The organism is Streptomyces sp. NPDC058291 (assembly GCF_042880855.1).
Lineage (GTDB): Bacteria > Actinomycetota > Actinomycetes > Streptomycetales > Streptomycetaceae > Streptomyces.
On the sequence record NZ_JBHVYK010000061.1, the window covers coordinates 1 to 19452 of the forward strand.

The window sequence follows — 19452 nt, forward strand, 5'->3', positions numbered from 1 at the left end:
AGAGACAGTGGACGGCCGGAGCCCCTTCGGTGTTACCGCGGCGCCGTCAGACAGCCGCCTCGGCCCTGTCCTCGGACCTGCTCTCGGCCGGCTTGCGATGCCGGCCGTGCGGGGCCGGGTCGCCGTCGTGGGACGAGACCGGGCCCCGGTGCCGGCCGCGACCGGACGTCTCCTGGGAGTCGGCGGACAGCGGCCGCATCGTACTGGTGTCGTTCATCGGAAAATTCACCCCGTCAACATGATCTTTCTTTACAGCCGGGCGATTTTATCCAGGACACCGAGGGACGGATCCAGGCGGCCACGCCAACCGCGGCTACTTCGTTACAAGGCAGCCGAGAGGGGCCTGTTGGAGGGGGATCGGACGGGGTGCGCAGGGCGCGGGTCCGGCCGGTTCCGGCGGTTGCGCCGGGGGCCCGGGGTCCTCGTCGGTGGCGGCTCCGGGCGGGGGCGCGACCGGCGCGGTCAGCGGCGCCACCCCGCAAGGGTCGCTGTCGGTGGCGTACGGCAGACGCAGCACGCCGTCCGGCGTCCACAGTCCACTGCCCGTCAACCACCCCTCCGGGGCGGCTAGTTGGTGCAGCCGGCGTTCGGCGGGACGCCAGACGCCGACCCAGGCGCCGAACGGGCCGTCGATGCGGAGCGCCACCGCGCACGCCTCCGGCAGGAGCACCTGGCCGGGCTGGACGGCGAAGGGGGTGAGCGCGACGTCCGCCGGACGCAGGCACTCCGGGAAGCGGACCGGCAGCATGCTGCCGAGGACCCCCCAGCCCAGGCGGGTGTGCCCCGGCGAGGGGGCGTCGGAGGAGATGAGCAGCAGGCCGCTGTCGGGGTCGGCGAGCAGCAGGCGGTCGTCGCTGTCGGCGGCGATCTGCAGCAGCGGGGAGACCTCGCCGCCGCGCTCCAGGTCCACCACGACCGTCTTGGTCCGGCCGGCGACCTCCCGGTCCAGGGCGAGCATGCGGCCCGTGCGGTCCAGCCAGACGCCGCCGGAGCAGCGGCCGGGGATCTCGGCGAGGTGCTCGGGGCCGAAGGCGCCGCCCGCGACCAGCCACACGGTCGTCGTGGAACGGCCGACGGCCAGGGCGTACGCGCGTTCACCGCAGGGGGCCGGCGGGAGCAGGCGCAGCCGGGCGTCCTCGTCGGGGCACTCGACGGCGCCCAGCGGCAGTTCGCCCGTGCCGGGGCCGGTCGGGTACAGCAGGGAGAACGCGTGCCGTCCGTCGGCGAACCGCCGGATGAGGACCCGGCCGTCGGCCATCGGGTGCACCTCCGTGCCGGGCTCCTCGGGCTGGTTGCCCGGCAGCGGCACGGCGTAGGGCTCGGGGCCGTCCAGGGTCCAGCGCTCCGGGAACCAGGAGTCGCCGTCCCGGGCGAGGCGTGCGGCGTAGGCGCCGTTCGCCGTGATCACGCAGTCCCCGCGCGGGGTGCGCCCGGGGGTCTCGCCGTCCGCTGCGGCGGGCTCGATCGCACAGGCCGGCATCGTCATCGTTCCGTCACCTCCGGCGACGAAGCTAGTTTTCGCACGCGCGGACGTGGGACCCAGGAGCGCTCTTCTTCCCTCGAAGGAGTGGCGCAGAACCGATTCGCCTGAGGTCCGGGGAGCGGGTGTGCATCGTCGCCCCGTCCCCGGCGGGCGTCCTGGCGGCCGCCCGCCGCCGCGCCGGGCCCGTTTCTCCTGAGAGGGGCGGTACGGGCGGTACTGGCCCGTAGAGGGGCCAGGTAGCCTTTTGCTCGTGCCCCGTCTGTCTGAAGTCATCGCCGCCCTGGAGAACCTGTGGCCCGCCGAACGGGCCGAGTCCTGGGACGCGGTCGGTACCGTCGTGGGCGATCCCGGGCAGGAGGTCTCCCGGGTCCTGTTCGCGGTCGACCCCGTCCAGGAGATCGTCGAGGAGGCCCTCAAGCTCGGCGCCGACCTGCTCGTCACCCACCACCCGCTGTACCTGCGCGGGACGACGACCGTCGCGGCCTCCACCTTCAAGGGCCGTGTCGTGCACACCCTCATCAAGAACGACGTCGCCCTGCACGTCGCCCACACCAACGCCGACACCGCCGACCCCGGGGTGAGCGACGCCCTCGCCGGCGCCCTCGACCTGCGGGTCGTCCGCCCCCTCGTGCCGGACCCGAGCGACGCCGAGGGCCGGCGCGGCCTCGGCCGCGTCTGCGAACTCGACCACCCGATCACCGTCCGCGAACTCGCCGCCCGCGCCGCCGAGCGGCTGCCGGCCACCGCGCAGGGCATCCGGGTGGCCGGGGACCCGGAGGCGCTCGTGCGGACCGTGGCCGTCAGCGGCGGCTCCGGGGACAGCCTCTTCGAGCAGGTCCGCGCCGCGGGCGTCGACGCCTTCCTGACCGCCGACCTGCGCCACCACCCGGCGTCGGAGTTCGTCGCGGCCGGCGCCCCCAGCCCTCTCGCGCTGATCGACGCGGCGCACTGGGCCACCGAATGGCCCTGGTGCGAGCTGGCCGCGGCCCAGCTCGACGAGATCTCCGACCGACGGGGATGGGACCTCAGGGTCCATGTCTCCCGCACGGTCACCGACCCCTGGACCGCCCACGCGGCGTCCGACACCACCTCTACCTCAATGGGAGCCCCCAACTGAACGCCGAGCCCGCCGACCAGATCCGACTCCTCGACGTCCAGGCCCTCGACGTCCGTCTGCAGCAGCTCGCGCACAAGCGCAGGTCCCTGCCCGAGCACGCCGAGATCGAGTCGCTGACCAAGGACCTCACCCAGCTGCGCGACCTCCTCGTCGCCGCGCAGACCGAGGAGGGCGACACCGCCCGCGAGCAGACCAAGGCCGAGCAGGACGTCGACCAGGTGCGCCAGCGCTCCGTGCGCGACCAGCAGCGCCTCGACTCGGGGGCCGCCACCTCCCCGAAGGACCTGGAGAACCTCCAGAGGGAGATCGTCTCCCTCGCCAAGCGCCAGGGCGACCTCGAAGACGTCGTCCTGGAGGTCATGGAGCGCCGGGAGAGCGCCCAGGAGCGGGTCGCCGAGCTCACCGAGCGGGTCGGCTCCGTGCAGGGGAAGATCGACGACGCCACCGCGCGCCGCGACGCCGCCTTCGAGGAACTCGACGGCGAGGCGGCCACGGTGACGAAGGAGCGCGAGGTGATCGCCGCGTCCGTCCCCGCCGAGCTGCTCAAGCTCTACGACAAGCTGCGCGAGCAGCAGGGCGGCATCGGCGCGGCCAAGCTCTACCAGCGCACCTGCCAGGGCTGCCGCCAGGAGCTGGCGATCACCGACATCAACGACATCCGCTCGGCCGCGCCCACCACGGTCGTCCGCTGCGAGAACTGCCGTCGGATCCTGGTGCGCACGTCCGAGTCCGGTCTGTAGCCGCGCCGCTGAGAGGCTTGTTCCGTGCGGGAGTTCATCGTCGAGGCGGACGGCGGGTCTCGGGGCAACCCGGGGCCCGCGGGCTACGGCAGCGTGGTGATCGACGCGGCGACGGGCGAGACGCTCGCCGAACGCGCCGAGTACATCGGCGTCGCCACCAACAACGTGGCCGAGTACCGGGGGCTGCTGGCGGGGCTGCGGGCCGCCCGTGAACTCGACGCCGCGGCGCGGGTGCGGGTGCGCATGGACTCCAAGCTGGTCGTCGAGCAGATGTCGGGCCGCTGGAAGATCAAGCACCCCGACATGAAGCCGCTCGCCGCGGAGGCCGCCCGGGTGCTTCCGGCCGGGCAGGTCGTGTACGAGTGGATCCCGCGCGAGCAGAACAAGCACGCCGACCGGCTGGCCAACGAGGCGATGGACGCGGGCAAGCGGGGCGAGCAGTGGGACCCCGGCGCGTCGAAGGCCGCGCTCGACGCCCGGGCGGCCGCGGCCTCGCCCGCCCCCGAGCCGAGCGGACCGCCCGGCGACGCCGTCGCGGGCGCGGCCAGGGCCCGCGAGGCGCTGACCCGGACCCGCCCGCCGAGCGGCGCAGCGTCGCCATCCGCTCAGTCACCATCCGCTGAGCCTCGATCCGCTCAGTCCCGGTCTGCCCAGCCGCCGTCCGCTCAGCCGAAGGCCGCACCGCCGCAAGCCGTCAGGCGCCGCCCCGGCGCGGAGCCGGCCGCCCGAGCCGTCACGGACCCCGGCGCGGACGACCCGCCCGGTGCGGGGGCGGAGTTCCGTGCGGGTGAGGACGCCGGTGTGTGGGCGGAGTCCCGAACCGGAAGGGACGCCCGGGCGGGAGCGCAGTCCCATGGGGGAACGGACGCCGGTGCCGGGCCGCGGGCCGCCGCCGACGTCCGGACCGCCCGGACCGTCGCCACGCCCACCGTCGGCTGGGGTGCGGCCCCCGATCTCGGGGCGCCCGCCACCTTCGTCCTCCTGCGGCACGGCGAGACGCCGCTCACCCCGCAGAAGCGGTTCTCCGGCAGCGGCGGCACCGATCCGTCCCTGTCGGACGTCGGCCGGGAGCAGGCCGAGCGGGTCGCCGCCGCGCTCGCCCGGCGCGGCACCGTCCAGCACATCCTCGCCTCCCCGCTGGCCCGCACCCGGGAGACCGCCGCCGCGGTCGCGGCCCGCCTCGGGCTGGAGGTCACCGTCGACGACGGGCTGGTCGAGACGGACTTCGGCGCCTGGGAGGGGCTGACCTTCGGCGAGGTCCGCGACCGCTACCCCGACGACCTGACCGCCTGGCTGGCCGACCCGGAGGCCGAACCGACCGGCGGCGGCGAGAGCTTCGCGGCGACCGCCGTCCGGATCGAGGCCGCCCGGGACAGGCTGGCCGCGGCGTACGCGGGCCGCACGGTCCTGCTGGTCACCCATGTGACCCCGATCAAGACGTTCGTACGACTGGCGCTGGGCGCCCCGCCCGAGTCCCTGTTCCGCATGGAGCTGTCGGCGGCCTCGCTGTCGGCGGTCGCCTACTACGCGGACGGCAACGCCAGCGTCCGCCTGTTCAACGACACGTCCCACCTGCGGTGAGGCGGGAGGCGGTGCGGGCGAGCTCCTCGATCCGGGGCCAGTCCCGCGCCGCGACCGCGTCCGCCGGGACCATCCAGCTCCCGCCCACGCAGCGGACGTTGGGCAGGCCCAGATATTCCGCCGCGTTGTCCGGGCCGATGCCGCCCGTCGGGCAGAACCGGGCCTGCGGGAGCGGTCCGGCGAGCGACCGCAGATAGGCGGCTCCGCCCGCCGCCTGCGCCGGGAAGAACTTCATGTCCCGCACTCCCCGCTCCAGCAGGGCGACGACCTCCGACGTGGTCGACACGCCGGGCAGGAAGGGGAGCCCGCAGGCGCGCATCGCCGTCAGCAGGACGTCCGTCCAGCCCGGGCTGACCAGGAACCGCGCCCCGGCCGCCGCGCACGCCGTCACCTGCTCCGGAGAGATCACCGTCCCGGCCCCCACGGACGCCTCCGGCAGCGTCCCGGAGATCTCCCGGATCGCGTCGAGAGCCGCCGGCGTCCGCAGCGTCACCTCGATCGCGGGCAGCCCGCCCGCCACCAGGGCCCGCGCCAGCGGCACGGCGTCGGCTGCGTCCTCGACGACCACCACGGGCACCACGGGAGCCGGGACGAGATCCAGCACGGAGGCAGCCGGGGGCGAGGGCAGCGGCGAGGTCATGCGCCTCATCCTGACGCCGACCCGCAGCATGCGCAAAGGTCATTGCGCATGCTGCAACGCGACAGACGGAGAACAGACGGAGAAGGGTCAGTGGACCTCGTCCACCAGGACGTCCAGCGCCCAGGCGGTTCCCGCCCGCGTCGGTGCGTGCTCCTCGACCGTGTAGCCGAGATCCCGCAGCGCCTCCGCCAGCTCCGCGGGGCGCTTCGGTGCGATGCCCGCCGTGAGCAGGCTCCGGACGATCCGCCCCTTCGTCGCCTTGTTGAAGTGGCTCACGACCTTGCGGGTCGGCGCGTGCAGCACCCGCACGCCGGCCGTCCGTGCCGCGACCTCGCCCTTCGGCTTCCACGCCGCCGCGTACGCCGCGGACCGCAGGTCCAGCACCAGACCGTCCCCGGCGGCCTCGGGCAGCACGGACGCCATCGGCGCGCGCCAGTGCGCGCCCAGCGGCCCGAGGCCCGGCAGCTTCACCCCCATGGAGCACCGGTACGACGGAATCCGGTCCGTCACCCGGACCGCACCCCACAGCCCCGAGAAGACGAGCAGCGACCTGGCCGCGCGCCGCTTCGCCGCCGCTTCCAGGGAGGACAGGCCCAGCGCGTCGTACAGCACGCCCGTGTAGATCTCCCCGGCCGGCCGCGCGCCCGCCGTGCGAAGCTCCGTGTTCTTCGCGATCTCGCCGCGCAGCCCCTCGCTCAGCCCCAGCACCTCGCGTGCCTTGTCCTCGTCGGCCGCGCACAGCTCGACCAGCTCGTCGAGCACCGCCTCCCGCGCGGCGCCGAGCCCCGGCAGGGAGAGCGCCTCCGGCTTGAGCGGGGCGCCGCGTCCGGAGGACGCCTTGCCTTCGGAGGGCGGCAGCAGGACCAGCACGGGACATCTCCTCACATCGAGCTCAGCAGCACAGCGTACGGCGTGCCACCGGAAGCCCCGGTTGCGCGCCCCCGCCTTCGACGCGCTGGAGGGCACGTGCGGGCGTCCGCCGGGCAGCGCCACGGGCGGGGCCCCCGTCACCTTCTTCGCGGTCCTGCAAGAGGGCCGATGGCCTCCTGGCCCGGCATGACCGGTCCCCCCCTGTCGAACGGATGGATGAAGCTGATCAAGGAGGCCGGACCGACCCGCGCCACGGGCATCACGTACGTCAACCCGGCCGTCGCGGCCGCCGCGGGCGCGCTGTTCCTCGACGAGCCGCTGACGGCGACGATCGTCGCCGCCTTCACCCTGATCCTGGCGGGATCGGTCCTGGCGACGGCGGGACCGAGGGACGGCGCGCGCCCGGTAGCATGGTCGGCACGGCAGACGAGCCGGGCGGACGGCCGCGTGGAGTCCCCTCAGGGGGCTTCCCGAGGAACGTCCGGGCTCCACAGGGCAGGGTGATGGCTAACGGCCACCCGGGGTGACCCGCGGGACAGTGCCACAGAAAACAGACCGCCGAGGGCTCCGGCCCCCGGTAAGGGTGAAACGGTGGTGTAAGAGACCACCAGTGCCCAGGGTGACCTGGGCAGCTAGGTAAACCCCACCCGGAGCAAGGTCAAAAGGAGACACCCCGGTGTCTCTGCGCGGACGTTCGAGGGCTGCCCGCCCGAGTCCGCGGGTAGACCGCACGAGGCCGGCGGCAACGCCGGCCCTAGATGGATGGCCGTCACCGAGGCCCTCGCGAGAGACCTCGGCACAGAACCCGGCGTACAGCCCGACTCGTCTGCCGCTTCCCGTGGCTTTGCCCGGAGAAGGCCTCTGACTTACGTCGGAGGCCCTTCGTCCGCTCGACTTCACGCTTCCCCCGGCCTCCTGTGCCGCTCGTCCTCAGCCCGCGTCGCTCGGAGTCGTGGGCCGCTCGGCGTCGTGTGCCCGCGTTCAGGTCTGGGTGTTGTCCGGGTGCTGGCCGAGGTAGCCCACGTAGACGAAGCCCGTGCCGGGGCCGTCGTCGTGGAAGTAGAGCCGGGGCGACACCGTGTTCCCGCCGCCGATGCGCAGGTGGGCCTGCATGAAGAGTTTTCCCTCCGGGGCGACGGACCTCGGTACCGGGAACGTCCGCTGGCGACGCCACTTCGTGTTGTTCCCGACCGTCTCGGACTCCTTCATCTTGACCTTCGCGGACGGGAAGCGGTTCTCGCAGTCGTCCGGCAGGTTGTCGCACCAGTGGCGGAAGTCGCCGCCCGCGGCGCCCGCGGCGGAGGCGACGGCGTAGGCGTCGAGGGCGTGCAGGGCGTCCCAGGCGACGGTGACCCAGTTGCCGATGCACTGGGCGTCGAGGTCCCTGGTCTTCTTCGCGCTTCCGGTGAAGTTCAGGCGCTCGAACTCGCCCATGCGGTCCAGGATCTCCGCGAAGGTCGACGGCCGGTCGGTCGGCTCCGGGGGCGCGGTGTGGGCGTTCGCGTGGAGACCTGCCTCTTCGAGCCGCTTCTTCAGGAACCGGATTTTGTTGCGGGCGTCCTGGAGGTCGCCGTAGAGCTGGTCGTTCTCGACGATCTGCTCGAAGTCCCGGTCCTCGGCCTCCTTCAACTGCCGGCGGAAGTCACGGATCTCCTCGTCGCGGGCCTCCTGCTGCTGCTCCGCCTCTTCGAGCAGCGCCTCGGCCGACCTGAGTTCACCGCGCAGTTCCGCGAGGCTGGAGTCGTCGCTGGCCGGCCGGGGGCGGGTGCGCTGGACGGGCAGGGTGTTGAGCGGCTCGGGGAGCGGGTGCCTCAGGGCCACCCGCTGGGGCAGGGAGGCGAGGATGCCGGCCGCGCGATGGGGGTTGGCCTCGATGGTGGTCCGGGACATCACCGGGTGGCGCTGCGCGTCGGGTCGCCAGGCGGGGTCGACGCCCGGGAGATAGGTGCGGATGCCGCCGCTGAAGACGGGGTGGTATTCGAGGGTGGCGTTGAAGGCGCGATGCGCTTCCGGCCTGAGGACGTACATGACGGCGAGGCCGCTGAGGTGCCGGAAGGCCGGTTCGACGATCTTCGCGGTCCAGTCCTCCGCGTCCTGCCCGTAGGGGACGCTCGCCACGACGACGGGGAGTCTGCGGTGCGGCTCGCAGAGTTCCTCGATGACCTCTTCGACGTCGTCCGGCTCGATGTACTTGGGGACCGTGCCGACTTCCGCCAGGCCGTCCTGAGCGGGCAGGGCCTCCAGGAGCAGCTTGACGATGTTCGGGGTCTTGGCCCGGATGGGGCTCTGGCCGGGCGCCGGCTGGTGCTCGATGTCGACCTGGAGCCAGGTGCGGCGGTTGTCCGTACGGCTGCCCGAGCGGACGACCACGGTCGACTGCCAGGTGCCCTGGGCCGCGTCCCTGGTCTCACGCAGACGCCAGCGGGAGTACGAGCCGTGCCGGCCGGCTGTGACGTCGTGGTCGAGGGTGACGCCGTCGGCTATCTCGTTGCGGCCCTCGTCGAGGACGGAGGTGTCGTAGAGCTTCATCACCCCTAACCAGTGGTGCAGTTGGCGGTCCGCTTCGGCGGAGGCCGTGACGAAGTCCTGCGTGGTCGAGACGACCATGCGGTAGTTGCGGGGTTCCATATGCGGCTGCCTGTGCGGTCTCGTGGGCGGGCGAGGGAGACGCCGAGTGCGGCGCGCGCCGGGTTCGCGGCGCGCCGGTGGGGGTGCTCAGGCGGAGCGGGGGAGTGGGCGTGGGCGTGAGGGTGGGTGTGGCCGTGAGGGTGGGCGTGGGTGTGGGTGTGGGCGTGAGGGTGGGCGTGGGCGTAGGGGTGGTCCGGGGCACGTCGGGTGGCCGGGTCGCGGGCGGGGAGGCGGGGCGGTGAGAGGGCGGGGCGGGGCGCAGGTTCACGAGACCGCGGCCTCCTCGTACTGGCCGAGGTAGCGGAAGCGGCCGTCGGTGACCTGGTAGTCGAACATCGCGTCGTGGTTGTAGCCGTACCCCTGCTCGTACCTGACGGTGCGGGTGATCCCGGTGTGGGCGACCTCGCGGAGTCTGCGGGCGATCGCGCCGCGCTCCCTCAACGCCGTCCCGTTCTGCGCGCAGACCTGCGCCAGGAACATCACGGCGTCGTAGGCCTCCGCCGCGTACCAGCCGGGGGCGGCGCCGAACCGGCGGCGGTAGGCGGCGGCGAAGGCGCGGGTGGAGGGGCGGGCCGTCGGGTCGGCGAAGGAGGTGACGAAGACCCAGCCGGTGGCGGCCGCGCCGGCGGCGGCGAGGAACGCGGGGCCGAAGGCGCGTTCGGTCGCCATGCGGGTTCCGGCGAACCCGGCGGCGCGCAGGGCGGACGCCAGTGCGGCGGTCCGTGCCGCGTCACCCGTGCTCAGGACGGCGTCCGCGCCCGCGGCCAGCACCGCCGCGGCCAGCGCCGCGTAGTCGACCCCGCCGGCGGGGACGCCGGTCAGCGTGGCGTCCCGGCCGGCGTGGCGCAGTCCGCGCTGGGTCTGGTCGCACACCGTCCAGGCGAGGTCGCCCTGCGCCCGGTCGTCCACCAGGAACGCCTTGCGCGCGTCGGCGTGGTTGCTGAGATAGCGCACGCAGGGGGCGGCGAAGAGGTCGTCCTTGACGTGCAGCGCCGCATGGGAGTGGAACACGTTGGCGCCGAACGAGTCGTTCAGGGTGTCCACGCCCACCGAGACCGACACCACGGGCATCGCCGCCTTGGTGTAGGCGCCCTCGGAGCTGAGGAAGCACGCGTCGGTGGTGGGCCCCAGCACCGCGAGGACGGCCGCGTCCTTCGTGAGCCGCTGCGCCAGGCCGGCGGAACGGGCCGGGTCGCCGCCGTCGTCGTAGGGGAGGAGCCGCAGGCGGAAGGGGCGGTCGCTCTGGCCGTTGACCTGTTCCACGGCCAGCCGGGCGCCGTTGAGCTGGGCGTTGCCGCTGTCCTTCCGGGCGCCGGTCAGATCCCCCTGGAACGCCACGACGATGTCGGGGCGCGATCTCGTCCCGGACGGCGGCGCCTTCGCCGTCCCGGGGCGGGTGCTCCACCACCACGCGCCGCCGCCACCGGCGGCCAGGACCCCGGCCGTGGAGCCGAGGCGCAGGAAGCTGCGGCGGCGGACGCCGGGCACGGCGGGCGGGGCGGCCGTGACCGCCGTCAGCGTGGCGGCCTCCGGGGACACCGCGGCGGCGGGGGGCCCCGGGTTCGCCGGCGCGGACACCTGGGTCGGCTCGATCGCGCCGAGGGCGAGCACGGCGGCGGACCGGTCGTTGATCAGGCGGATGACCGGTTCGGGCAGCCAGCCCGGCCACCCGGCCGGATCACCGTCGGGCACCGCTTCTCCCCCCGCATCTCCCCGCGCGCTCTCCCCGAGAGCCTCGCGGAGGTGGGCGAGGGTGGGGCGGCGCGCCGGGTCCTTGTGCAGACAGGCCCTGAGCAGCGAGGCCCGCTCGTCCGGGATCGCGGCCGGATCCGGCTCGTCGTAGACCGTGCGCAGCAGCATGCCGGCCGCCCCGCCGCCGCCGAACGGCCGCACCCCGGTCGCCGCGTAGGCCAGCACGCACGCCAGCGAGAACACGTCGCTGGGCGGCCCGACCTCCCCGCCCCGCGCCCGTGCCTGCTCGGGCGAGAGGAAGCCGGGCGAGCCGACGATCACGCCGCTGGAGGTGAGCGCGGTGGCCTCCGGCGCCCGGGCGATGCCGAAGTCGATGAGCCGGGGACCGTCCGGGGCCAGCAGGACGTTGCCCGGCTTCACGTCACGGTGCACGAGGCCGGCCGCGTGCACCGCGTCGAGCGCCTCGGCGAGCCGCAGGCCCAGCACCCGCACCGAGGCGGGGCCGAGCGGTCCGAAGACGTCCACCGTCTCGGCGAGCGACGGACCCGAGACGTACGCGGTCGCCAGCCACGGCGTCTCCGCGTCGGCGTCCGCGTCCAGCAGCGGGACCACCCACGGGCTGTCCACCCGCCGGGCGACCTCCACCTCGCGGCGGAACCGGGCCCGGAACCCCGGCTCCTCGGCGTACGCGGCACGCACCGTCTTGACCGCGGCGATCGCCCCGCCCGGCGCACGGGCCAGGAAGACGATGCCCATCCCGCCGGCGCCCAGCCGCCGCAGCAGACGGTAGCGACCCAGCCGGGACGGGTCGCCGGAGCGCAGCGGCTCCATCAGACCGTGAGCGGCGCGGGGCCGCCGTACACGAAGTCGCCCTGCTCCACCCGCCACAGGAAGCCGCCGGTGCCGTCGATGAACATCAGACCGGTCTTGGCCATCTTGCCGGTCTGCTCGAAGGCGAACGACTTCGTGATGCCCTCGTACTTCCCCGTCTGCACGGCCGTCAGGAGGTTCTCGCGGGTCCTGCTCTTCGCCGGCAGCCCGGACAGAGCCTTCAGCAGCATCGACGTCACGTCGTAGGCCTCGGCCGCGTACCGGGGCGGCGCCTCCTTCCAGTGATCGCGGTAGGCCCCGGCGAACTTCTTCGCCTCGGGCTTGACGGTCGCGTCGATGACGGGGGCCACCATCACCCAGCCCTCGGCGGACTCCTGAGCCTCCGTCAGGAAACGGCCGTCGAGCAGCGCCGGGCCGGACACCCGCGCGCCGCGGAAGGCGCGCTCCCGCAGCGTCGAGGCGATCAGCGCCCCCCGGTCGGGCAGCCCGGCGAAGAACACGGAGTCCGCCCCGGCGGAGAGCACCGCGTCGACCGCGGTGCCGAAGTCGCGGCGCATCGCGCTGACGACCTCCGGCACCGGCGGCTGCCCCGCGTTGCTGAGCTGGGTGGCGAGGGCGGTGCCGAGATCCGTCCCGTACGTGCCGGCGGGACGATCGACGACCAGGCCGACCTTGCGGGAACGGCCGCTCCCTCGCAGGTAGTTGCTGAGGTACACGCCGAGCACCGAGTCGGGCAGCCGGCCGAGCAGGAACGAGCGGAACCCTTGGAGGACGAGGCTGATCGCGCCGGCGGACACGGTGATGACCGGCAGCAGCCCGGCGTCGTACTTCGCGAGCGCCGCCTGCGCCGTCGCGTCGCTCGTCGGGCCGACCACCGCGAGGACCGCCGGGTCGTCCGCCAGTTCTGCCGCGAGCCGGGTCGAGGCCGCGGGATCGCCGCCGTCGTCGACGGTCCTGACCTTGACGGTGAACGGGGCGTCGCCGCGCGCGTTGAACTCCGCGACGGCCAGCCGCAGTCCGCGCTCCTGCGCCCGGCCGGTGTCCCGCTGCGGGCCGCTGAGGTCACCGTGCAGCGCGACGGTGTGCACCGGGCGCCGCGCGGACGCGGCCGCGGCCGGGTGGTCGCCCTGCGCGTCGTCGTCGCGGGCGGCGGCCCACCAGGCCCCGCCGCCGGCCGCCGTCAGTGCGACGGCCCCGCCCGCGAGCAGGAGGAAGCGGCGCCGGCCGGCCGGGCGGGCGTCCCGCGGCTCCGCCGCCGAGCCGGACGTCTCGTGCGTGTCGGATGCAGCCCGCCCCGAACCGGACGTTCCGCCCGTGTCGGATTCCGTCCGCCCCGAGCCGGACGTTCCGCCCGTGTCGGATTCCGTCCGCCCCGAGCCGGACGTCCCGCCCGTGTCGGATTCCGTCCGCCCCGAGCCGGACGTCCCGCCCCTGTCGGGTCGCGCCGGCCCGGAGCCGGACGTCCCGTCCGTTTCCGGTCGGGCCGGCCCGGAGCCGGGGAGCGCGTCGGACGGGGCCTGGGTGTGCTCGATGTCCGGCAGCGCGAGCGCGGCGGCCGACCGCTCGGCGATCAGCCGGGCGACCGGCTCGGGCAGCCACCCGGAGGCGTCCGCGTCCCGCGGGTCACCCCCGTCCGCCAACCGCCCTGCCAGTTCGACGACTTCGGGCCGCCGGGCCGGCTCCTTCTCCAGGCAGCCCTCCACCACCTCGCGCAGCCGTGGCGGCACCCCGTCGAGGTCCGCCGGGTCGTGCACGGCCCGGTACAGCAGGGCGTCGACCGCCCCCCTGCCGAACGGCGCCCGCCCGGTCGCCGCGAACGCCAGGACACAGCCGAGGGAGAACACGTCGCTCGCCGGTCCGATGCCGTCGCCGCCGGGGCCCGTGGCCTGCTCGGGCGACAGATAACCGGGGGTGCCGACGACCAGTCCGGTCGCGGTCAGCGCGGTGTCCTCCGGCGCCCGGGCGATGCCGAAGTCGATGAGGCGGGGCCCGTCATGGGCGATCAGCACATTGCCCGGCTTCAGGTCCCGGTGCACCAGACCGGCCCGGTGCACCTCCCCCAGCGCCTCGGCCAGCCGGGCGCCGAGCAGCCGCACGCCGTGCTCCGCCAGCGGGCCGTGCGCGGCCACCGCCTCGCCCAGGGACGGGCCGGGCACGAACGCGGTCGCCAGCCACGGCGCGTCGGCGTCCGGGTCGGCGTCCACCAGCGGCACCGCCCAGGGACTGTGGACCCGCCGGGCGACCGCGACCTCGCGACGGAACCGCTCCTTGAAGCCCGGCTCCTCGGCGTACTCGGCGAGCAGGACCTTCAGCGCCACCAGCGCGCCGCCCGGCGTGCGCGCCAGGTACACCACGCCCATGCCGCCGGCGCCGAGCCGGCCCAGCAGACGATGGTCCGCGACCCGCGCGGGGTCGGATGAACGCAGCGGCTCCATCAGTTCTTCCCCCCGAGCTCGGACTCGATCCGGCTGAGCATGGTGGTGAGGGCGTACGACGCGTACTGCGTCAACGCGTCGTCCCGGTAACCCTGGGCGCCCATCACGGACACCGCCACCGTCACCGAGCCGAGCCGGGCGACGTTCCAGCGGTAGGACTGCGGAGTGTTCCCGGTGAGATAGGAACCGATCTCCAGCACCGAGTCGTCGGCGTAGGTGTTGCCGCCCTGGCCGTACGGAGTGGCGACCGACGCGAGCCCGGCGATCCGCTCGTCGGTGCGGACCTGCTGGTCACGGCAGCGCAGCGCCTCCTCCAAGGTGGTGGCCAACTGCTCGTCGGCGGCTCCGACCGTGGTGTGCACGGTGACCGCCGCGGTCACCTTCACCGTCCCCTTGCCGCCCGTGCCCGGCAGCTCGCTGTAGCGGGACGACGAGGCCAGGACGGTGCGGGGGAGGGGCCGGCGCTGCCAGCGGCACTGCTCGTCGAGCACGGCGACGGTGTCCGGGGCGCTCGCGGCCGGGCGCTGCGCCCGGAAGCCCGGGCCCCAGGCCGGCGGCTCCAGCACCACCGCCTGCGCCAGGGCCTTGCCCTGCGGCTTCGTCCGGGGCAGTCGGGCGGGATCCGCCCTGAAGGGCGTCGGCTTCGCCGGGCCCCCGTCCGACGCGGCGGCGGACGACGGCGCGGAGGGGGAACGGGACGCGGACGCCGTCGGCCGGGCGGACGCCGAAGGGTCCGGCCCGGCCGCCTTGTCGCCCCCGCTGCCGCAGCCGCCCAGCAGCACCGCCGCCCCGGCCGCCGACGCCACGGCCCTCACCGGCCAAGTCGTCCTGTGCCCGCGTGCGTTGTCCACCATGCCCGCCCCCTCGCCTCAGCGCCCCCGCTTCGCGTGCGGTGATCGTACAGAGGCACGCCGACCGTGGACGGACGGTTCCCGGAACCGGTGGCCGGACCGTTCCATGGACCCGTCGCCGGACGGTCCCGTGCACCCCGGTGACACGACGCTCCCGTGGTCGGCCGCCTCGCGAGGAGCCGGCCTGCGTCAGGCGGACGGGCCTGCGTCAGGCGGACGGCGTGCGTAGGTACGGGCCGGTCGTCCGCGTCCGTCGTGCGGGCCGGTCGTCCGTACCCGTCGTGCGGGCCGGTCGTCCGCGTCCGTCATTCGGGCCGCTCGCTCGCGCCCCCCAGGGACCGCTCGGCCACCCGTGCGAGGTGTCCCTCGAACACCGCCTGGGCGTCCGGCGTCAGAGTGCGCAGGGCGACCAGCGCCGTGACGACCACGTCGCACAACTCGGCCTGGACGTCCTCCCAGGTGTGGTCGACGCCCTTGCGGGGGTTCTGGCCGGTGGCGCCGATCACCGCCTGGGCCACCTCGCCGACCTCCTCGGTCAGCTTCAGCACGCGCAGCAGCAGCCCCTCGCGGCCGCCGTGCGCCCGGTCGGCGTCCAGCCAGACCCGCAGGGCGTCGACGGTGGCCCAGACGTCGGGGCCGGACCGGGAGCCGACGGGACCGGCGGACCCCGCGGGTTCCGGAGCGGGCAGAGGCTGCTGGGCGGGACGGGGGACGGAACGCGCGGCGGGCGGCGGGAGAGGGGTGTCCATGACCGCAGCCTGCCAGGTCACGCACCCTTCCTGGGGCGTCCGGCGCGTCCGAGGCGTCCCGGCCGTCCGGCGCGTCCGTGGCGTCCCGGCCGTCCGGGGCGTCCTGCGCGGCCGTGGCGTCCCATCCGTCCGGGGCGTCCTGCGCGGCCGTGGCGTCCTGGCCGTCCGGGGCGTCCTGCGCGGCCGGGCCGTCCTGGCTGGCCGGGGCTTCCGCGGCGCCCTGGGTTCACTCGTCGAAGAGGGACTCCTGCTCGCCCTCCTGCCGCCTGCGCAGCCGCTGGTTGCGCAGGCCCACCACCACCGCCGTGACGGCCGCCGTCGCGCCGAGCGCCGCCGGGACCATCCAGCCGCGGTCGACCGTGTGCCCGAGGGCGTGGTCGAGGGAGAGCCGGCCGGGGCCGGCGACGGCGAGGCCGGCGGCGGTCAGGCCCAGCGAGGCCGCGTGCTCGTAGCCGCCGCTCGTCGCGAAGAACCCGTTGGGGGTGTGCACGGCGGACGCGCCCGCCATGGCGCCGGCCGCCGCCGCGCCGGCCGCCGGGGTGGCCAGGCCCAGGGCCAGCAGCGTGCCGCCGCCGGCCTCCGCCAGGCCCGCCGCCGTGGCACTGGCCTTGCCGGGCGCGTAGCCCACGGACTCCATGAACTGGCCCGTGCCCTCCAGGCCGTGGCCGCCGAACCAGCCGAACAGCTTCTGCGCGCCGTGCGCCGCCAGCACGCCGCCGGTGCCCAGCCGGAGCAGCAACAGGCCCAGATCACGTCGGTCGTAACAGGTCACGGTGACTCCTGAACAGACAGCGGGGACAAGCGGGGACGGGTGGAACGTCGGAAACATGTCGGAACAGGCGGTGACGAGCGGCGGCGAGCGGGGGGAACGGAACCGCCCGGGGACCGCCCGGAACCACCCCTGACGCGTTTCCACCGTCGCACCTTCCACACCGGCCCGGCCCCTCCTGGACGCCGTTCGGGTGGCGGGACCCGGCGGAACGGACGGCCGTGGGGGCCGTTCCGCCGCCCGGCAGGCGGTGGGACGTCCCCCACGGGGGAAGACGCCGGCGCGGTCAGCGGGAGCCGGCGACCGCCTGTTCGGTCAGGGTGAGCCGGCCCGCCTCGACGGCGGCCAGGCGGGGCGTGCGGCGGGCGATCGACGAGTCGTGGGTGACCATGACGAAGGTCAGCCCGTACTCGTGCCACAGGCCTTCCAGCAGCCCCATGATGTCGTCGCGGGTGCCCTCGTCGAGGTTGCCGGTGGGCTCGTCGGCGAGCAGCACCTTCGGCTTCTTGACCGCTTGGTGACGCCGGGACGGTGGGGACGCTGGTGGACGCGCCGAGCGAGGGCGGGACGAAGGCGTCAGCCCGGGGAGCGGCGCCGCCCGCCGGGGCGCGGGCCGCGTCGGCGGGCGGCGGGCCGGGGGGCTGGGGCGTGCTCGGCGGGGCCGGGTCGGTGGTCGCGCCGGCGGCGGGCGGAGCGTACGCGCTGCGCGGACGGCGGGCCCGTGAGACGCCGCCCGCGCCCTGCGCGCCGTGACGGTGCGACGATCGCTGCGGCGGGGCCGCCGATCGGGCGGTGGTGCGGCAGCCGTCCCGCGGCTCCGGTGTGCGCCTCGCGGTCCCTTGCGAGGCCCACCCCCAACCGGAGCCGTGGGACGGCTGCCCTCCCCCTCGGGATGGCTTACGGTCCCGCCGTGCGGAACTGATGTGCTCCACATGTGGAGTTCTCGTGGAGAAGAGTTGAGCATAGGTCCGCTACCGGCCGCAATGGTGCGGACCAGGGAATTCCGCCTGTGCAGGTTGACGAGTTGACGATCCGTGGAGCGCGCCGCCGGCCGTCAGCCCCGCCCCACGTACGGCATCGCCGTCGCCAGCACCGTCGCGAACTGGACGTTCGCCTCCAGCGGCAGCTCGGCCATGTGCCGCACCGTGCGCGCCACATCGGCGACGTCCATCACCGGTTCCGGCGCGGTCTCGCCGTTCGCCTGCAGCGCGCCCGTCCGCATCCGCGCCGTCATGTCGGTGGCCGCGTTGCCGATGTCGATCTGCCCGACGGCGATCCCGTGCGCCCGCCCGTCCAGCGAGAGGGACTTGGTGAGGCCGGTCAGCGCGTGCTTGGTCGCGGTGTAGGGCGCCGAGAGCGGGCGGGGCGCGTGGGCCGAGACGGAGCCGTTGTTGATGATCCGTCCGCCCCGGGGATCCTGCTCCTTCATCAGCCGGTACGCCCCCTGCGCGCACAGGAACGCCCCGTTGAGATTGGTGTCCACCACGTGCCGCCAGGCGTCGTAGGGGAGCTCCTCGAACGGCACGCCCCCCGGCCCGAACGTGCCCGCGTTGTTGAACAGCAGGTCCAGCCGCCCGAACCGCTCGCGCACCGCGGCGAACAGGGCCGACACGTCCTCGGGGCGCGAGACGTCCGTCCGCACGGCGAGAACGGGGCCCTCGGGCGCCAGCGCGGCCGTCTCCTCCAGGGGCTCGACACGCCGTCCGGCCAGCGCCACCGACCAGCCTGTGCGCAGCAGTTCGACCGCCACTGCGCGGCCGATGCCGGAACCGGCGCCCGTGACGACCGCGATCTTCGTCTTCGCATCCATGGGCCCGCAGCGTACGGGAGCGTCCAGCATGCGGAACCGGTTCGTCCGCCCTGCGATCGCGGTGACGCCGGCCCGACCGGGCGCCTGTTCAGGCGCCCGGCGGCCAGGCGTCGCCCCAGTCGGCGTCCCGGGCCTCCTTGTAGAGGTCGCCGTGTCTCTTCGTGACCGTCGTACGGCTGAGCCGCTCCTCGGTCTCGCACAGGTCGAGGAGTACCTGGCCCTTGCGGATCTGCGGTCGCCGCACGACGCGGGAGGAGGCCGGGGAGACGGGGAAGCGGACGGCCGCCACGTAGCTGAACTTCTCGTCCTCGTAGGGCAGCGAGCCGCCCTTGACCTGCCGGTGCAGCGAGGAGCGGCTGACCCGCGCCGAGAAGTGGCACCAGTCGGTGCCGGGTGCGATCGGGCAGTCCGCGCTGTGCGGACAGGGCGCGGCCACGCGGAAACCGGCCGTGATCAGCCGGCCGCGGGCCTCGATCACCCGGGCGTATCCGTCGGGGGTGCCCGGCTCCACGATCACCACGGCCTGCGCGGCCGACGCGGCGGCGTCCACCAGGGCGGCCCGGTCGGGCGCGGCCAGCTCGTTGAGGACGTAGGAGACGGTGACGAGGTCGGCGCTCTCCAGCGTCAGGGACGCGTTGACGCGGGCGCGCTGCCAGCGGACGTCCCCGAGCGCCGGGTGCGCGGCGGCGACCTCCCGGCCCAGGGCCAGGGCGGGCTCCGACCAGTCGAGCACGGTCACCGGGCGCGTCCCCGGCCAGGTCGCGTTCACCGCCCAGGTCGCCGCGCCCGTCCCGCCGCCGACGTCGACCTGGCTGGCCGGCGTCCACCCCGGCGCCGCGTCCGCGAACGCCTCCAGCGCCGAGCACACCGCCTCGAAGGTCGCCGGCATGCGGTACGCGGCGTACGCGGCGACGTCCGCGCGGTCGCGCAGGATCGGCGCGTCGGTCGGGGTCGCGCCCCGGTAGCTGGCGATGAGCCGGTCCACGGCCTGCGAGGCCTGCTTGGGCGGCAGCCCGTCGAGGAGGTCTCCGAGGGCGGCGCGCAGGGTCTCGGCGGCGGATGCGGGAAGGTTCACGCACCGATTTTCTCAGGCCGTGGGCCCCGCCCTCACCGCGCACCCCGCCGGCCCTGGTCGCCCTCATCGCGCACCCCGCCGGCCCTGGTCGCCCTCATCGCGCACCCCGCCGGGCCTGGTCGCCCGCACCGCGCACCCCGTCGGGCCAGGTCGCCCGCACCGCGCACCCCGCATGCCGGAC

The 19452-nt window shown here is 74.9% G+C and carries 15 protein-coding genes, 1 other RNA gene and 1 pseudogene; 4 read left to right on the top strand and 13 right to left on the bottom strand.

Annotation, left to right across the window (positions count from 1 at the left end):
* Positions 1 to 46: 46 nt before the first annotated feature.
* Positions 47 to 217, bottom strand: a complete 171-nt coding sequence (locus ACFVYK_RS26585) for a hypothetical protein (RefSeq protein WP_389778322.1) — start codon at positions 215 to 217, stop codon at positions 47 to 49.
* A 96-nt stretch (positions 218 to 313) separates the two neighbouring features.
* On the bottom strand, positions 314 to 1480 hold the full coding sequence (locus ACFVYK_RS26590) for a hypothetical protein (RefSeq protein ID WP_389778384.1): 1167 nt from the start codon (positions 1478 to 1480) through the stop codon (positions 314 to 316).
* A gap of 253 nt (positions 1481 to 1733) precedes the next feature.
* Between ACFVYK_RS26590 and ACFVYK_RS26595 the strand changes: the two genes are divergently transcribed.
* Genes ACFVYK_RS26595 through ACFVYK_RS26605 form a run of 3 tightly spaced genes read left to right on the top strand, consistent with a single transcriptional unit; the run spans position 1734 to position 4921 of the window.
* Positions 1734 to 2600: a Nif3-like dinuclear metal center hexameric protein gene (locus ACFVYK_RS26595; RefSeq protein WP_389778323.1), complete on the top strand. Its 867-nt coding sequence runs from the start codon at positions 1734 to 1736 to the stop codon at positions 2598 to 2600.
* Positions 2597 to 3340, top strand: a complete 744-nt coding sequence (locus tag ACFVYK_RS26600) for a zinc ribbon domain-containing protein (protein WP_389778386.1) — start codon at positions 2597 to 2599, stop codon at positions 3338 to 3340. Before ACFVYK_RS26595 ends, ACFVYK_RS26600 begins: the two co-directional genes overlap by 4 nt.
* Positions 3341 to 3364: 24 nt before the next feature.
* Positions 3365 to 4921: a bifunctional RNase H/acid phosphatase gene (locus ACFVYK_RS26605; protein WP_389778324.1), complete on the top strand. Its 1557-nt coding sequence runs from the start codon at positions 3365 to 3367 to the stop codon at positions 4919 to 4921.
* On the opposite strand, the gene eda is transcribed toward ACFVYK_RS26605, so the two are convergent.
* A complete protein-coding gene (eda, locus tag ACFVYK_RS26610; protein WP_389778325.1) occupies positions 4896 to 5561 on the bottom strand; it encodes a bifunctional 4-hydroxy-2-oxoglutarate aldolase/2-dehydro-3-deoxy-phosphogluconate aldolase in 666 nt (221 codons plus the stop codon). The two genes, ACFVYK_RS26605 and eda, sit on opposite strands and share 26 nt — an antisense overlap.
* A gap of 87 nt (positions 5562 to 5648) precedes the next feature.
* The gene (gene yaaA, locus ACFVYK_RS26615) at positions 5649 to 6431 is read right to left on the bottom strand and encodes a peroxide stress protein YaaA (protein ID WP_389778326.1); all 783 of its coding nucleotides are present in this window, start codon (positions 6429 to 6431) and stop codon (positions 5649 to 5651) included.
* 427 nt (positions 6432 to 6858) lie between these two features.
* Between yaaA and rnpB the strand changes: the two genes are divergently transcribed.
* Positions 6859 to 7260: RNase P RNA component class A (rnpB, locus tag ACFVYK_RS26620), an RNA gene on the top strand.
* Between the two features lie 152 nt (positions 7261 to 7412).
* Here the strand turns inward: rnpB and ACFVYK_RS26625 are convergent.
* From ACFVYK_RS26625 to ACFVYK_RS26665, 9 genes and pseudogenes are all read right to left on the bottom strand, one after another.
* Positions 7413 to 9059, bottom strand: coding sequence for a hypothetical protein (locus ACFVYK_RS26625; protein ID WP_389778328.1), 1647 nt, complete (start codon positions 9057 to 9059; stop codon positions 7413 to 7415).
* Positions 9060 to 9323: 264 nt separating this feature from the next.
* On the bottom strand, positions 9324 to 11582 hold the full coding sequence (locus ACFVYK_RS26630; protein ID WP_389778329.1) for a bifunctional serine/threonine-protein kinase/ABC transporter substrate-binding protein: 2259 nt from the start codon (positions 11580 to 11582) through the stop codon (positions 9324 to 9326).
* A complete protein-coding gene (locus tag ACFVYK_RS26635) occupies positions 11582 to 14017 on the bottom strand; it encodes an ABC transporter substrate-binding protein (RefSeq protein ID WP_389778331.1) in 2436 nt (811 codons plus the stop codon). The genes ACFVYK_RS26630 and ACFVYK_RS26635 overlap by 1 nt, the downstream gene beginning before the upstream one ends.
* Positions 14017 to 14871 carry a hypothetical protein gene (locus ACFVYK_RS26640; protein ID WP_389778333.1) on the bottom strand — a complete coding sequence of 285 codons (855 nt, stop codon included), beginning with the start codon at positions 14869 to 14871 and terminating at the stop codon, positions 14017 to 14019. The genes ACFVYK_RS26635 and ACFVYK_RS26640 overlap by 1 nt, the downstream gene beginning before the upstream one ends.
* 302 nt (positions 14872 to 15173) lie before the next feature.
* The gene (locus ACFVYK_RS26645) at positions 15174 to 15557 is read right to left on the bottom strand and encodes a MazG-like family protein (RefSeq protein ID WP_389778387.1); all 384 of its coding nucleotides are present in this window, start codon (positions 15555 to 15557) and stop codon (positions 15174 to 15176) included.
* A gap of 286 nt (positions 15558 to 15843) precedes the next feature.
* On the bottom strand, positions 15844 to 16389 hold the full coding sequence (locus ACFVYK_RS26650) for a DoxX family protein (RefSeq protein ID WP_389778335.1): 546 nt from the start codon (positions 16387 to 16389) through the stop codon (positions 15844 to 15846).
* A gap of 283 nt (positions 16390 to 16672) precedes the next feature.
* Positions 16673 to 16897: pseudogene (locus ACFVYK_RS26655) on the bottom strand (ABC transporter ATP-binding protein); the annotation flags it as partial.
* A gap of 543 nt (positions 16898 to 17440) precedes the next feature.
* Complete coding sequence (locus ACFVYK_RS26660; RefSeq protein ID WP_389778336.1) at positions 17441 to 18196, bottom strand: SDR family oxidoreductase; 756 nt, start codon at positions 18194 to 18196, stop codon at positions 17441 to 17443.
* 88 nt (positions 18197 to 18284) lie between these two features.
* On the bottom strand, positions 18285 to 19271 hold the full coding sequence (locus ACFVYK_RS26665) for a small ribosomal subunit Rsm22 family protein (RefSeq protein WP_389778338.1): 987 nt from the start codon (positions 19269 to 19271) through the stop codon (positions 18285 to 18287).
* Positions 19272 to 19452 lie beyond the last annotated feature (181 nt).